Annotated in this window: 12 protein-coding genes; 7 read left to right on the top strand and 5 right to left on the bottom strand. The window is 69.7% G+C overall.

What is annotated here, in order from left to right; all coding sequences use genetic code 11:
• Positions 1-9: 9 nt before the first annotated feature.
• Entirely contained in the window at positions 10-1176 is a 1167-nt protein-coding gene (locus tag RMCB_RS29805; RefSeq protein ID WP_062831621.1) for a thiolase family protein, read from the bottom strand.
• Positions 1177-1352: 176 nt separating this feature from the next.
• On the opposite strand from RMCB_RS29805, the gene RMCB_RS29800 reads away from it, so the two are divergent.
• From RMCB_RS29800 to RMCB_RS29770, 7 genes are read left to right on the top strand one after another with little or no spacing between them, the layout of a single operon-like run.
• A complete protein-coding gene (locus RMCB_RS29800) occupies positions 1353-2441 on the top strand; it encodes an acyl-CoA dehydrogenase family protein (protein WP_062831620.1) in 1089 nt (362 codons plus the stop codon).
• 1 nt (position 2442) lies between these two features.
• Positions 2443-3630 carry an acyl-CoA dehydrogenase family protein gene (locus tag RMCB_RS29795; RefSeq protein WP_062831619.1) on the top strand — a complete coding sequence of 396 codons (1188 nt, stop codon included), beginning with the start codon at positions 2443-2445 and terminating at the stop codon, positions 3628-3630.
• 5 nt (positions 3631-3635) lie between these two features.
• Positions 3636-6023: a CaiB/BaiF CoA-transferase family protein gene (locus RMCB_RS29790; protein ID WP_062831618.1), complete on the top strand. Its 2388-nt coding sequence runs from the start codon at positions 3636-3638 to the stop codon at positions 6021-6023.
• A 45-nt stretch (positions 6024-6068) separates the two neighbouring features.
• On the top strand, positions 6069-7001 hold the full coding sequence (locus RMCB_RS29785; protein ID WP_062831617.1) for a LysR family transcriptional regulator: 933 nt from the start codon (positions 6069-6071) through the stop codon (positions 6999-7001).
• A gap of 7 nt (positions 7002-7008) precedes the next feature.
• The gene (locus RMCB_RS29780; RefSeq protein WP_062831616.1) at positions 7009-7386 is read left to right on the top strand and encodes a YchJ family protein; all 378 of its coding nucleotides are present in this window, start codon (positions 7009-7011) and stop codon (positions 7384-7386) included.
• Between the two features lie 25 nt (positions 7387-7411).
• Complete coding sequence (locus RMCB_RS29775) at positions 7412-8428, top strand: zinc-dependent alcohol dehydrogenase family protein (RefSeq protein ID WP_062831615.1); 1017 nt, start codon at positions 7412-7414, stop codon at positions 8426-8428.
• Positions 8429-8447: 19 nt separating this feature from the next.
• Entirely contained in the window at positions 8448-11096 is a 2649-nt protein-coding gene (locus tag RMCB_RS29770; protein ID WP_062831614.1) for a helix-turn-helix transcriptional regulator, read from the top strand.
• Here RMCB_RS29770 and RMCB_RS29765 read toward each other — a convergent pair.
• Genes RMCB_RS29765 through RMCB_RS29750 form a run of 4 tightly spaced genes read right to left on the bottom strand, consistent with a single transcriptional unit; the run spans position 11042 to position 14464 of the window.
• Positions 11042-11722, bottom strand: coding sequence for a CoA transferase subunit B (locus RMCB_RS29765; protein ID WP_029373633.1), 681 nt, complete (start codon positions 11720-11722; stop codon positions 11042-11044). The genes RMCB_RS29770 and RMCB_RS29765 overlap by 55 nt on opposite strands.
• The gene (locus tag RMCB_RS29760) at positions 11719-12495 is read right to left on the bottom strand and encodes a CoA transferase subunit A (RefSeq protein WP_029373634.1); all 777 of its coding nucleotides are present in this window, start codon (positions 12493-12495) and stop codon (positions 11719-11721) included. Before RMCB_RS29760 ends, RMCB_RS29765 begins: the two co-directional genes overlap by 4 nt.
• On the bottom strand, positions 12492-13244 hold the full coding sequence (gene pcaD, locus RMCB_RS29755; RefSeq protein WP_062831613.1) for a 3-oxoadipate enol-lactonase: 753 nt from the start codon (positions 13242-13244) through the stop codon (positions 12492-12494). The genes RMCB_RS29760 and pcaD overlap by 4 nt, the downstream gene beginning before the upstream one ends.
• The gene (locus RMCB_RS29750) at positions 13241-14464 is read right to left on the bottom strand and encodes an acetyl-CoA C-acetyltransferase (protein ID WP_234792286.1); all 1224 of its coding nucleotides are present in this window, start codon (positions 14462-14464) and stop codon (positions 13241-13243) included. Before RMCB_RS29750 ends, pcaD begins: the two co-directional genes overlap by 4 nt.
• Positions 14465-14478 lie beyond the last annotated feature (14 nt).

The raw sequence follows: 14478 nt of genomic DNA, 5'->3' as shown, positions 1-14478 counted from the left end.
AAGTCCCTTCTAGTTGTCCGTGCCGAGGACCAGCGTCGAGTGGTAATCGAGGATGCCGCCGTTGCCGGATACCAGCACCCGGTCGTGGTCGGCGACCTGGCGCGGCCCGCCCTGGCCGCGGGCCTGGACCACGGCCTCGTGCAGCGGGGTCATGCCCCACATGTAGAAGGCGCTCAGTTCGCCACCGCCGGTGTTGAACTTGAGTTTGCCGGTGGGCCCGATCATCCCCGGCTCGGCCATCGCCGGGCCGCCCTCCCCCTTCGGGAAGAAGCCGTAGTCCTCCAGTGTGACCAGCGCGGTGAACGTGTAGCAGTCGTAGATCTGCGCGACACCGATCTCGTCGAGCGTGGTGTCGGCCATGGCCAGCGCGCGGGGACCGGATTGGGCTGCGCCGCTGACCAATCCGAAGTCGTCGTTGCGCACCCCGGTACGGCCCGGGTGGGCTTGTGCCCAGCCAAGCACCCGTACCGGCGGCTGCCGCAGCGCCCGGGCCCGGTCCAGCGACGTGACGATGATCGCCACACCGCCATTGCTCACCAGACAGCAGTCGTACAGGTGGAACGGCTCGGCGATGTAGCGGCTGGCGTGGTACTCCGGCAGCGTCAGCGGGGTGCCGTAGAAGTGTGCGCCCGGATTGAGTTGCGCCCAATCTCGTTGCGCAACCGCGATATGGCCCAGGTGATCGGACTTGGTGCCGTACTTCTTCATGTGTCTGCGGGCCGCCAGCGCGTACATGGTGGTCGGCGACGTGATGCCGTTGGAGGCGGTGATACCGCCCCAGCCTCGGGGTACCGACCGGGCTGCGACATAAGCGGCGGAGGCGCTGGAGGATTCCTTGAGCGGATTGTCGGCCCACACCACCGCGATGGTGTCGGCCATGCCCGATTGCACCGCCATCGACGCGTACTGGACCATCTGGCCCGCGGTCGACCCGAATCCCTGCATGGCCGTGAGCAGTTTGAGATCCACCAGGCCGAGAGCACCCTGCAGATCGATGCCGACACCGGCCTTGATGCCGCCCGACACGATGAGACCGTCGATGTCGGAGAGCTGCAGACCGGCGTCGGCAGCCGCCAATCGGACCGCCTGCGCCGCGAACTGACGCGCGGACCGGCCGTACACCTTGCCCTGTTCGGTGATGCCGAGTCCCGCGATGGCCTGCGTGATGTCAGTCATGGATGCTCCTCGCTCGCTGCCACCCCACTTTCGCCCGTGCCGTCCACGCTTGTAAACGACCGACCCGCTCACCGGGGCATGTTCGGAACGGAAACCTGCCGGTGTCGCGATGCGTGATTTACACCACGGGGCAGGCACGGTTGCATGGACATCGACACCGACAGAGAGGTTCCGGCATGACGATCAGCGTTGCCGAGCGCGCGGAGTTGCGCGCCGCGGTCCGCGACCTGCTGCACAGTCGATGCACCGAGGCCGACGTGCGCCGCGTGATGGCCTCGGCCGACGGCTTCGACCGCGACCTGTGGCGACGCCTCGCCGAGCAGGGCGTGGCCGGCATGGTCATCGAGCCGGCGTACGGCGGGGTGGGGCTCGGTGCGCTCGACGTCGAGGCAGTCGCCGAGGAGACCGGCGCCGCACTGCTGCCCGCGCCGTTTGTGTCCAGCGCGGTGCTGACGACCGCGCTGATCGCCGCGGCGGGCACCGAAGAGGACAAGCGCCGTCTGCTGCCCCACCTGGCCGACGGCACGAGCATCGGCACCGCGGCGGTGACCGGCAGCCGGGGCACCTGGACACCCGACGGCGTCGACGTACGCGCCGACGGCACCCTGACCGGCAGCGCACACTACGTCGTGTTCGGCCAGATCGCCGACCTCATCCTGGTGATCGCCGAAACCGCCGACGGCCCCGGCATTTTCGAGGTGCAGCCGGATGCTGACGGGTTCACCCGCACCGCGGCAACGGTTTTCGACCCGACGGTGCCACTCTCGACATACACGTTCGACCACACGCCGGCGCAGCGGCTCGGCACCGCGGGATGGGATGCCGTGCAACAGGCACTCGACCTCGCCACGATCGCGCTGGCCGGCGAGCAGGTCGGCGGGGCGCGGCGCATCTTCGACATCACCGTCGACTATCTCAAGACGCGCATCCAGTTCGGCCGTCCCATCGGCAGTTTCCAAGCACTCAAACACATGGCCGCCGACCTGCTGCTCGACGTGGAATCGGCCACCTCCGCCGCCCAGCACGCGGCCACCCAGCACGCCGCGGGCAGCGAAAACGCCGCGGGTGCAATCGCACTCGCCGGCTTCACGTGTGCGGAGGCCTACCGGCACACCGCGATGCAGGCCATCCAGATGCACGGCGGTATCGGCTTCACCTGGGAGCACCCCGCGCACCTGTATCTGCGCCGGGCCCGCACGGGTGTCCCCCTGCTCGGCGGCCCGCGGCTGCACCGCGACCGGTACCTCGCTTCGAAAGGCGCCTGACATGACGGTCCCCACCCCAGAGCAGCTGCGTGCCGAGGTCCGCGACTGGCTGGCCGCCAATTGGCGCGGGCTGCCGAAATCCCCCGATCCGTGGGTGAGCCCGCCCGAACACATCGCGTGGCTGGAACGCGTGCTCGACGCAGGCTACGCGGCACCCACCTACCCGACCGAATGGTTCGGCCGTGGCTACCCCAACGCCCTGGCCGCCGTCATCGAGCAGGAGTTCCGGGCCGTCAAGGCTCCGGGGGCGCGGCAGGACAAGTACAACATCCCCGCCAACACCGTGCTGACGTTCGGCAGCGACGACCTGAAAAGCACTCTGCTGCGCGACTTCCTGACCGAACGCAGCCGCATGTGCCTGCTCTACAGCGAACCCGGCGCGGGTTCGGACCTGGCCGGGGTGCGCACCACCGCGGTGCGCGACGGCGACCGCTGGGTTGTCAACGGCCAGAAGGTGTGGACGTCAGGAGCCAAAACCGCCGATTACGGCCTGCTGATCGCCCGCACCGACTGGGACGTGCCCAAGCACAAGGGGCTGAGCTTCTTCATCATGCCCATGCGCCAACCCGGCATCGAGGTGCGGCCGCTGGTGCAGATCACCGGCGAATCCCACTTCAATGAGGTGTTCATCACCGACGCGTCGGTGCCCGCCACGCATCTGATCGGTGGCGAGGGCAATGGCTGGCGGGTGCTGCAGACCGCACTGGCCTACGAACGCTCCATCATGGGCGACAGGGGCCGTGCGTCACGCAACCGCACCCGCGCCGACGATCTCGTCGAACTGGCCCGCGAGCATCGCCGCCTCGACGATCCGGTGATCCGCGACGAACTGGCGACCGTGCTGTCGCTGCGGGAACTCAACGCGCTCAACAACGCTCGTGCCAAGGCGGCGGCAGCGCAGGGCACGTCGAGCTCGATCATGTCGCTGGGCAAGCTCGCCATGTCGCGCATCCTGCACGCCGAGGCCAAGCTGAAAACCGAGATCATCGGGGCGCAAGCGCTTTTGGCGGGCCCTGACAATCCGGAGGCCGACGACGTCAACTTCCTGACGCTCAACGCCTACTTCACCTCGATCGGTGGCGGCACCGACCAGATCCAGCGCAACATCATCGGCGAACGCGTGCTGGGACTGCCGAAGGAGCCCGAGGTCGACCGGGACATCCCGTTCCGTCAGGCCCGGCGGAGCTGAGCGCCATGGGATATGACCCGCCGCTGTCCGGCGTCCGTGTCCTCGACCTGTCGACCGGTCCGATGACAGCCGTCGGTCGACTGCTGGCCGATCTGGGTGCCGACGTGAGCCCGGTCGACCTGCGCGGGGTGACCGAACAGGCCACCGTCGGACCGCAGGTCGGCGGGGTGTGGCTCGGGACGGCCATCGACCGCCACGGCATGAGCCCGGTCGTCATCGACCCGACCACACCCGACGGCCGACGCCGCTGGGCGCAGCTGCTCACCGACGCCGACGTTCTCATCGAGGACACCCGGCCGGGGTCGGCTGCCGAAGCGGCATTGGGTGTGCACCGGATCCACACCGAGCATCCGGCATGCGTCATCCTGTCGCTCAGCGACTTCGGCCGCGACACAGATTTCAGCCACTGGCAGGCGAGCACCCCGGTGCTGCATGCCCTGACCAGTGAGCTGTCGCGTTCGGGAATCCCGGGACGGGAACCTTTGGTCCCGCCCGGTGATCGGCTGCCGTACCAGGTCGCGGCCGCGCAGGCCGCGGTGATGGTGCTCAGCGTGTTCCTGGACCGGTTGCGCACGGGCCAGGGCGATCTCATCGACTTCTCGATTCTCGACGGAGCCATGGCGGCCCTCGACCCACCGTTCGGCACCGCGGGGACGGCGTCGGTCGGGGTGCCGATCAGTGCCCAGCGCCGGGACTGGAATGCCGAACGCCAGCGCTATCCGATCGTCGCGTGCAAGGACGGGCACGTCCGGTTCTGTCTGCTGGCCAAACGCCAGTGGCGCGGCATGTTCGAATGGATGGGCCGCCCAACGGAATTCGCTGATCCGCGGTTCGACGGCCTGCGCGAGCGGTTCGCCTCGCCCACGCTGCTCACGGCCATCGAATCCTTCTGCGCCGACAAGACCCGTGCCGAGCTGGAGATCGCCGGCCAGCGCCACGGTGTGCCGACCGCGGCGGTGCTGACCCTCGATGAAGCGCTGGCCACCGAACAGGTCCGCGAGCGCGGCTTCCTGCGGGACACCGAGCTCGCCCCCGGGGTGATCGCCCCGATTCCGGTGGGTATCGCCGAGATCGACGGCGTGCGAGCCTGCGCGCTCAACAGCCCCGCCGACCGTGCCGCACGGCCCGCATCCGCCCCGGTGCTGTCCGGCCGGCCGCGGCGCGACGAGGGGCTACCGCTGGAAGGGCTGCGGGTGCTGGACCTCGGGGTGATCGTGGTCGGCAGCGACACCGGTCGGCTGTTCGGTGACCTGGGCGCCGACGTCGTCAAGATCGAGAACTCGGCCTACCCGGATGGGCTGCGCGGCAACCTGAAGTACATGACCCAGGGCTTCGCTGCCGGGCACCGCAACAAGCGCTCGATCGGGGTCGACCTGCGCTCGCAGCCCGGCCGCGAGCTGGCGCACCGGCTGGTGGCCCAAGCCGACGTGGTGCTGACGAACTTCAAACCCGGTGTGGCCGAGGCGCTCGGCATGGACCACGCGACGCTGCGCACCGTCAACCCGGGCATCGTCGTGGTGGACAGCTCGGCGTTCGGCCCGACGGGGCCGTGGGCGAAGCGGCTGGGCTACGGGCCCCTGGTGCGTGCCGCGGCCGGGTTCACCGCCGCGTGGGTGTACCTGGACGATCCCGACACGTTCTGCGACACCGTCACCGTCTACCCCGACCACGTCTGCGCCCGCATCGGCACGCTGGCCGCTCTGGCGCTGCTGCTGCGCCGGGAACGCACCGGCACCGGTGGCTCGGTGAGCGTGGCCCAGTCCGAGGTCATGCTCAGCCATCTGGACGCCGACATCGCGGCCGACGTACTGCAGCAGCGCGGGCACCGGTGTTCGGACCGGCCGCAGCACGACGCGCCGTGGGGCCTGTTCCCCGCCGCCGGGGCCGACGCGTGGGTGGCGGTCACGGTGCGTGATGACGCCGACTGGGCGGCGCTGTGCGCGACCATCGAGCGCCCCGACCTGCACGCCGACCCCGAGCTGGCCGACCGGGCCGGGCGCGACCGGCATCGCGGCCGGATCGAGGACGCGGTGCGCGCGTGGACCACGGCGCGGTGCCCGAGAGAAGCGATGCAACGACTTCAGGCCGCCGGGGTCCCGGCAGGTGCCGTGCTGCACGCCGCCGGCGTGCCGCAGTGGGACTACTACGTGCAGCGCCGTGCGTTTCGCGAGGAACTCCATCCACACGGCGCGGAACCGTTCACCATGGAGAATGCGCAGATCCATGCCGAGCGGGTCGCCGATCCGCCGCTCGGCCAGGCGCCGCTGCTGGGTGAGCAGACCCGCCAGATCGCGGCGCAATTGCTGGGCCTGTCGGACCCACAGATCGACGATCTCCTCGCCGCAGGCGTACTGGAGATCGCGCCGAGCGTTGACGGGCCCAAGGTCTCGTAGGATTCGGGGCATCACAGCACCAACGGATCGGCGGGCGTAGCGGCAATGGAGATCGACTTCACCCGCCTGCGGTATTTCGTGGCCGTCGCCGAGGAACTGCATTTCAAGCGCGCCGCCGACCGGCTGATGATCACCCCGCCGCCGCTGAGCAAGCAGATCAAACTGCTGGAGAAGGAGCTTGGCGGCGACCTGTTCGAGCGCACCTACCACGAGGTGCGGCTGACGACGCTTGGCGCGCAACTGCTGGGCCCAGCCCGCGACATCCTGCGCCAGGTCGACGAACTCAAGGACACGGCCGAACGAATCACCAAGGGCACCACACCCATTCGCGTCGGGGCCACGGCGTATGCCCCGTCGGATTTCCTCGCCCAGGTGGAGACCGCGGTCGCCCGGCAGCCGGAACCGACCGAGTTCAGCGTGCCGGGGTCTGCCGCTGAGGTGACCGCGAAACTGGTCTCCGGGCATATCGACCTGGGGCTGATCCACCTGCCGTCGGCGGACCGGCGACTGCGGCACAGGATCGTCGCCACCTATCAGGGTGCCGTGGCAGTACGCTTCGACGATCCCCTGGCGGGTCGAGAGATGATCGGCATCGAGGAGTTGCACGACCGCGACGTGGTGATCGACTTCGCCCGGCCGAATCCCGTCGTGCTGGCCGGCCTGACGCGTCGGCTCAATGCCCGCGGCGTCACCCGCATCGTGCGCACCACGAGCCAACTCGGCGGCGAATTGGAGATGGCGACCCAGGTGTTCAACCGTCACCTGGTCGCCGTGGTCAGCTATGCCCCGGCGTCGGCGATCGGAAGGATATTCTCGCCGCCGGAGTTCGACCTCATTCCCATCGACGAAAGCACTTGGCCGCCGGCGGAAATCGCGCTGGCCTGGGTTCCCGAGCAGGTACGGCATCCCGCGCAGATCGAATCCCTGCTGGATCGGATCGCCGCAGCAGTGGCACCGGTGCGCCACGGCTTGGGATAATCGGCCGATGCAACAGGCATGCCCGTGCGGATCCGGTGAGAAGTACGGGCATTGCTGCGGCGCACTGCACCGCGGTGAACGCACTGCCGCCACGGCGCTGGCACTGATGCGATCCCGCTTCAGCGCATTCGCCCTCGCAGACGCCGACTACCTGATGGCCACCTGGCATCCGAAGACCCGGCCGAAGCGTTTGGACCTCGACGACGGCATCGTGTGGCGCAGACTGCAGATCGTCGACACCGACGCGGGCGGCACCGACGACGACACCGGCGTGGTGGAATTCCGCGCCCAGTACGAACACGACGGTAAGCGCCACATCCTGCACGAGCGCAGCCGGTTCGACCGGGACCCCGGCGGCGCATGGCGTTACATCGACGGTAAGTAATCGAACAAGTAAGGGAGACAAGGTTATGCGCGGAGCGGTCATGTACGGAAAGGGCGACGTCCGTCTGGAGCAACTACCGGAACCGACGATCGTCGAGCCCACGGACGCGATCGTGCGCAACGCCGCCTCCTGCGTGTGCGGGTCGGACCTGTGGAACTATCGCGGCATCAACGAGACCCCGAAGCCCAGACCGTTCGGCCATGAGTACTGCGGGGTCGTCGAGGCGGTCGGTGACGCTGTCACCACCGTCAAGCCGGGCGACTTCGTGATCGGCTCGTTCTTCTCCTCCGATGGCACCTGTCCCAACTGCCGCAACGGTTTTCAGACCTACTGCCTGAACGCCAAACCGATGATCGGCTGTCAGGCCGAGGCGGTGCGGGTGCCGTGGGCCGACGGCAGCCTGGTCGCCACTCCCGAGCAACCCTCGGCCGACCTGATCCCCAGCCTGCTGGCGTCCTCCGATGTGATGGGCACCGGCTGGTTCGCCGCCGACGCCGCGCGGGTCGCGCCGGGCATGACCGTGGCGGTCGTCGGTGACGGCGCGGTCGGGTTGTGCGGGATCATCGCGGCCCGGCAGCTGGGTGCGGAACGGGTGATCGCCATGAGCCGGCACGCCCCGCGGCAACGGCTGGCCCGCGAGTTCGGCGCCACCGACATCGTCGAGGAACGCGGCGACGAGGGCGTCGCCAAGATCAAGGACATGACCGAAGGTGTCGGGGCCGACGCCGTGCTGGAATGCGTCGGGACCGCCGATGCCATGGATCAGGCGATCGCCTCGGCGCGCCCGGGCGCCACCGTCGGCTTCGTCGGGGTGCCGCACGGGGTCACCATCGACGGCACCAAACTGTTCCGCAGCCAGGTCGGCGTCAACGGAGGCCTGGCACCAGTACGCCGGTTTCTGCCGCACCTGATCGACCTGGTGTTCAACGGCACCATCGACCCGGGCCAGGTCTTCGACACCGTGATGCCGCTCGACGACGTGGCCGAGGCATATCGCGCCATGGACGAACGCCGCGCCATCAAGGTGCTGCTCCAGCCCTGACCCGACCTACCATGTGACGATGCCTGCAGGGTCCAGCGGCTTCGTCGGCCGGGACGGGGATCTCGCCGACCTGTCGGCCCGGCTCGCAGCGACCGCCACCCGCGGCGCCGCGGTGGTCGCGCTGCTCGGGCGACCGGGCATCGGTAAGACCGCGTTACTGAGGGAACTGGCCGCCCGGCACGAGGGGGCCAGGTGGGCGGGCGCGGCGGCGTGGGAGTCGGATCTGCCGGGCGGCGTCCTGGCCCAGCTGCTGCAGGACGACTTCCCCGACGATCCCGTTGACGCCGCCGCGCATCTGGTCGACCTGCTGCGCGGTCCGGAGCCCACGCTGCTGCTCATCGATGACGTCGAACACTCCGATTCGCTGTCCCTACAAGCGATTTCCACGCTCGTGCGGCATCAGCGCGAGCTTCCCGTACTGGTGGTGGTGGCCACCTGCGCCGGCATCCCACCAGAGCCGATTGCCGATCTGGCTGCCGACCGGATCCGGCTGCACGGGCTGAGTCGGCACGCGGTCGCCGAGCTGGCCGCCGAACGGGGCCACGCCCTGCATCCGGCAATGGCGCAGCTGCTCACCGAGCACACCGCGGGCAGTCCCCGTGACGTGCTCGCGCTGCTCGACGAGCTGCCGGGGTCGATCTGGGCGCGGCCCGACGCGTCGTTGCCCGCGCCGGCGCATGTGACGGCCGAGGTGGCGGACATGTTGAGCCGCTGCGGCCCCGAGGCCCGGGCGCTGGTTGATGCCCTGGCCGTCCTGGAAACCGTCCGCGACGCCGGTGTCGCGCTCAGCGAGGCCTCCGAGCTGGCCGGACTGACCGATCCACGCGGGGCCATCGACGACGCGGCCAGGCTGCTCGACCGGGTGTCACCGCTGGAGCCGCGGCTGCGAGATCCGATGACCCGCGCGGCCCTGCTCGACATCATGGGGGTGCGCGCGGCCGGCGCGGCCCACCGGCACGCGGCCGATATCGTCGGGGATCCGGTGGCCCGGTTGCAGCATCTGGTGGCGGCCACTCCCACCCTCGACGCCGAGCTGGCCGCCGACGTCGACCGCTTGGCGCGCGAGCGCGGCGCGGAGGGATCCTGGGCTTCGGCGGCGGCGCTGTTCCGCGACGCCAGCCGGCTGACGCCGGACCCGCTGCTGCGTGAGCAGCGGCTGACGCTCGCGGTAGACGCGCTGGTCGCGGCGGGCGATTGCGGCGCTGCGGCGGCGCTGGTGCCCGCGGTCGAGAGTTTGCGCGAAACACCCTTGCGCAATGCGGTTTTGGCGTATCTGGCCATCCTGCGGGGTCGCGCCACCGAGGCCGAGGTGCGACTGCGCCGGGCGTGGGACATCGTCAATGTCGACCGTGACCCCGAGACCGCGGCGCTCATCGCACAGCGGTACGTGCTGCACACGTTGGTCCGGTGCCGCGGCGACGAGGTCGTCGACTGGGCCGACACGGCCCTGCAGCTGGCCAATCCCGATTCGCCCGCCGGAATCGAATCGGCGGCGGTCCGGGGACTCGGTCTGGCCGCCGCAGGACATCCTCGGGAGGCGACTGCGGCCTACGACGAGGTGGCCGCGCGGCTGCCGCACGGCGCCCAGGCGCAACGGGTGACGATGGGGCGCGGCTGGTTACAGTTCATCCGCGACGATGTCGAGACGGCCCGCAGCAATCTGGAGAGTGCCGTCGCGACGGCCGCGTTGGGCGGGTCGACCCGAATCACGCTGTGGGCGTTGGGGTGGCTGGCCCGCGTTCAATTCGTGTGCGGCGACTGGGACGAAGCGCTGGCCAGTGTCGAGTCGGGTCGAGCGCTGGCGCAGACTAGCGGCATCACCATCGTGACCCCGCTGCTGGAATGGACGGCCACGCAAATCCAGGCGCTGCGCGGCAATTGGACCGCGGCCGAGGCGTCTCTTCGCGCGGCCGACGCCGTCACGCAGGACTACGAAATGATGAAGATCCCGGTGCTGCTGGCCCGCGCCTACGTCGCCGAGGCCGACGCGGACTACGCCAAGGTGCGCCGCGTGCTCGAGCCGTTGGCGGCGATGGCAGCCGGCACGTCGCTGACCGAACCGGGTTATTGGCCGTGGCCGGACATGCTGGCCAACGCCATGGTTCTCGGCGGTGACCTCGACGCCGCCGACGAGTTTCTGCGGCCCCACGAACGCCGTGCCGCCGAGCGCGGGCACCGGTCGGCGATGGCGCGGCTGGGCTACGCGCGCGGCCGGTTACTCGGGGCGCGTGGGGATCTGCCCGCAGCCCGGGCCGCGTTCGAGCGGGCGCTGGAGCTGCTCGACGGGTTGCCGCTGCGGTACGACACCGCACGGGTGAACTTCGCCTACGGGCAGACGCTGCGCCGGGCCGGCAAGCGCCGTGAGGCCGACGCCGTCATCAGCACGGCCCGCGATATCTACCTGGCGCTGGGCGCGCAGACCTACGTGACGCGCTGCGAGCGTGAACTCAAGGCCGGCGGCCTGCACCTGATGCGCGGTTCCCGCGACAGCGTCGAGCTCACCCCTCAGGAGGATGCGGTGAGTTCACTTGTCGCCCAAGGTCTCTCGAACCGGGAGGTGGCAGCAGAGCTCTACGTCTCGCCGAAGACGGTGCAGTACCACCTGACCCGGATCTACGCCAAGCTGGGTGTGCGTTCGCGCGCCGAACTCGTCGCGCTGCGCCGCTGATCCGTAACGGGTGCTGACGTTTTCTCGACCACCTCGTCGAAGGTGACGCCGGGAGCCAGTTCCACGACCGCGAACCCGTCGCCGGTGACGTCGAGCACCGCCAGGTCGGTGATCACGCGGCTCACCACGGCCTTACCGGTCAGCGGCAGATCACAGGCCGAAACGAGCTTGGCCGCACCCTTTTTGGTGACGTGATCCATCAGCACGATCACCCGGCCGGCGCCGTTGACCAGATCCATCGCCCCACCCATGCCCTTGACCATCGCGCCGGGCACCATCCAGTTGGCCAGGTCGCCGTTGCCTGCCACCTGCATACCGCCGAGCACCGCGACGTCGACGTGGCCGCCGCGGATCATCGCGAAACTCGTCGCCGAGTCGAAGTACGACGCCCCCGCCACCACCGACACGGTCTGCTTGCCTGCATTGATCAGGTCGGGGTCGACCTCGTCGTCGTACGGGAACGGCCCGACGCCCAGGATGCCGTTCTCGGCGTGCAGCGTGACGTCGGAGCCGTCGGGCAGATGGTCCGGGATCAGGGTCGGTAGACCGATGCCCAGGTTCACATAGTCCCCGTCGCGCAGCTCAAGGGCGGCCCGGGCGGCCATCTGGTCGTGGTTCCAGCTCATCGCTCGGCTCCTCGGGTGCGGGTGGTGCGCTTTTCGATGTCCTTGTGGGCGGCCTGTTCCGGAGTCAGCTCGACGATCCGCTTGACGAAGATCCCGGGCAGGTGCACCTCGTCGGGGTGCAGTTCGCCAACCTCGACGACGCGCTCGGCCTCGACCACGGTGACGCGTCCCGACATCGCGGCGGGCGGGTTGAAGTTGCGTGCGGCGGCGTGGAATTTGCAGTTGCCTGCCTTGTCCACGACGGCCGCGCGGATCAGTGCGTAATCGGTGACGATGCCTTCTTCGAGCACCATCTCGGTGCCGCCGAAGGTGCGGACCTCTTTGGGCGGTGAGGCCAGCGCCACGGTGCCGTCGGTGTGGTAGCGCCACGGCAGGCCACCGTCGGCGACCATCGTGCCGACGCCCGTGGGCGTGAAGAACGCGCCGATACCGCTGCCGCCGGCGCGCATTCGCTCGGCGAGCGTGCCCTGCGGGGTGAGTTCGACGGTGAGTTCACCGGCCAGGTATTGACGGGCGAACTCCTTGTTCTCCCCTACGTAGGAGGCGATGACGCGGCTGATCCGGCGGGCCTCCAGCAGCAGGCCCAGCCCGGCGCCGTCGACACCGCAGTTGTTGGACACGATGGTCAGGTCCCCGGCGCCCTGCTGCAGCAGCGCCTCGATGAGAAACCACGGGATACCGGCGAGGCCGAATCCGCCGACAGCCAGGCTGGCGCCGTCGGGGATGTCGGCGACCGCCTCGGCGGCCGAGCCGACCACTTTGTTCAGCGTCATGACTGCTCCAGATGTGCGATGAGGGCGGGGGTGATGGTGCCGGGTTGTTCGGCGTTGGCCAGGTGGGCCGCGTGCTCGACCACGAGCAGTTTCGCGTCGGCAACTGCGTCGGTGATCTCTTCGAGCTTGGCCGGCGGGGTGGCCGGGTCGTCGGCGCCCGCAATGGCCAGCGTCGGCGCGGTGATCGTCGAAAGTTCTTGGCGCAGATCGAGTTGCGCGATGGCCTCACAGCATCCGGCGTAGCCCTCGGCAGGCGTGGCAGCGACCATCGCCTCCCAGGGCGCGCGGTCGCCGGGGTAGCCGGGGCTGAACCAGCGGTCCACCACGGCCGCCGCGACGGCCTGGCTGCCCTCGGCTCGCACGGTTGCCGCGCGGTCGGTCCAGGCCTGGGCCGGTGGCAACTGAGCACCGGTGCACAACAACACCATTCGCGCGACGCGCTCGGGATTGCGGGCCGCCAACCGCATGGCGGTCATGCCTCCCAGTGACAGGCCGACGATGTGCGCGCGTGCGATTGCGAGCCGGTCCAGCAGGGCGATCACGTCGTCGGCCAGATCGTCGATGGTGTACGGACCATCGGGCACCGGCGATGCGCCGTGCCCGCGGGTGTCGTACCGCACCACGGTGAAATGCCGTTCCAGGTCCGCGATTTGGGCATCCCACATGCGGTGGGTCGAGCCCAGCGAGTTCGACAACACCACCGCGGGCCCGGAGCCCGTCACCACCGCGTGAACCTCGACGGCACTCATTTGGTCACCTCGAACACCGCCGCCAGGCCCTGTCCACCACCGATGCACATGGCCTCCAGCATGTACCGCGCGTCGCGCCGATGGGCCTCATATGCCGCAGTGGCCAGGATCCGGGCACCGGTGGCGCCGATCGGGTGCCCGAGTGAGATGCCCGATCCGTTCGGGTTGAGCCGGTCATCGAGCGGGTCGACCTTCCATTCGGCCAGTACGGCGAGCACCTGCGCGGCGAAGGCCTCGTTGAGTTCGATGAGGTCGATGTCGTCGAGGGTGAGGCCGGCTCGATCCAGCGCCGCGGCGGTGGCGGCGACCGGCCCGATGCCCATCGTTTCGGGGGCGCAGCCGGTGACCGCCCAGGCACGCAACGCCAACAGCGGTGTCAGACCGCGCTTTTCGGCCTCGGCGCGGGTGGTGACCAGGAGCATGGCGGCCCCGTCGTTCTGACCCGAGGCGTTGCCTGCGGTCACGGTCGCGTCGGCGTCGAGCTTGCCGCGGATCGCGCGCAGCGCCGAGAGGCTCTCCACACTGATATCGGCGCGTGGGTGCTCGTCGCGGTCGACGACGGTGTCGGGCCTGCCGCGTCGACCCGGGACGGTGACGGCGACGAGTTCGTCGGCGAACCGGCCTGCGTCGTGGGCGGCCACCGCGCGGTGATGCGAGCGGACCGCGAGCTCGTCTTGGTCTTCGCGGGTGATGCGGTATTCACGGCGCAGGTTCTCCGCGGTCTCGATCATTCCCCCTGCGATCGGGTGGCTTGTGCCACCGGCTGTTTCACGGGCACGGTCGAGGCGGTCGCGCAGTTCGATGCCGCCCTGGCGGACGCCGGTGCGCAACCCCAGGGCATAGTGCTCGACGTTGGACATGGACTCGGCGCCACCGGCCACCACCAGACGGCCTGCGCCGGTGGCCACCTGGCCCGCGGCGTAGAGAACGGCCTGCAAGCCCGAACCGCAGCGCCGGTCGATCTGCAGACCGGGAACCCCGGTGCCCAGTCCGGCGTCCAGTGCGGCGATCCGCCCGATGGCAGGCGCCTCGCCGTTCGCGTAACCGTTGCCGAGGACGACGTCGTCGACGTCGTTCTCGCGGAGCCCGGCGCGGGCGGCGAGTTCCCGCAGCGTCAGGGTGGCCAGATCAGCGGCCGTGAGCGCCGCCAGCGCGCCGCCCATGCGGCCCACCGGCGTGCGGACGGGATTGCAGATCACCACATCGGTCGCGGAACTCATACTTCGACGGTAGG

Origin of the sequence: Mycolicibacterium brisbanense (assembly GCF_001570425.1) — a bacterium.
GTDB classification, from domain to species: domain Bacteria; phylum Actinomycetota; class Actinomycetes; order Mycobacteriales; family Mycobacteriaceae; genus Mycobacterium; species Mycobacterium brisbanense.
Note: the sequence above shows the minus strand (reverse complement) of the source record. Positions and strands in the feature narration are given on the sequence as shown.

Bases quoted from the DNA above. Each gene is read 5' to 3' on its own strand.
- RMCB_RS29780 (WP_062831616.1), top strand. From the start codon at position 7,009: ATGCAACAGGCATGCCCGTGCGGATCCGGTGAGAAGTACGGGCATTGC.
- RMCB_RS29765 (WP_029373633.1), bottom strand. From the start codon at position 11,722: ATGAGCTGGAACCACGACCAGATGGCCGCCCGGGCCGCCCTTGAGCTG.
- RMCB_RS29760 (WP_029373634.1), bottom strand. From the start codon at position 12,495: ATGACGCTGAACAAAGTGGTCGGCTCGGCCGCCGAGGCGGTCGCCGAC.
- pcaD (WP_062831613.1), bottom strand. From the start codon at position 13,244: ATGAGTGCCGTCGAGGTTCACGCGGTGGTGACGGGCTCCGGGCCCGCG.
- RMCB_RS29770 (WP_062831614.1), top strand. From the start codon at position 8,448: ATGCCTGCAGGGTCCAGCGGCTTCGTCGGCCGGGACGGGGATCTCGCC.
- RMCB_RS29800 (WP_062831620.1), top strand. From the start codon at position 1,353: ATGACGATCAGCGTTGCCGAGCGCGCGGAGTTGCGCGCCGCGGTCCGC.
- RMCB_RS29750 (WP_234792286.1), bottom strand. From the start codon at position 14,464: ATGAGTTCCGCGACCGATGTGGTGATCTGCAATCCCGTCCGCACGCCG.
- RMCB_RS29785 (WP_062831617.1), top strand. From the start codon at position 6,069: ATGGAGATCGACTTCACCCGCCTGCGGTATTTCGTGGCCGTCGCCGAG.
- RMCB_RS29805 (WP_062831621.1), bottom strand. From the start codon at position 1,176: ATGACTGACATCACGCAGGCCATCGCGGGACTCGGCATCACCGAACAG.
- RMCB_RS29790 (WP_062831618.1), top strand. From the start codon at position 3,636: ATGGGATATGACCCGCCGCTGTCCGGCGTCCGTGTCCTCGACCTGTCG.
- RMCB_RS29795 (WP_062831619.1), top strand. From the start codon at position 2,443: ATGACGGTCCCCACCCCAGAGCAGCTGCGTGCCGAGGTCCGCGACTGG.
- RMCB_RS29775 (WP_062831615.1), top strand. From the start codon at position 7,412: ATGCGCGGAGCGGTCATGTACGGAAAGGGCGACGTCCGTCTGGAGCAA.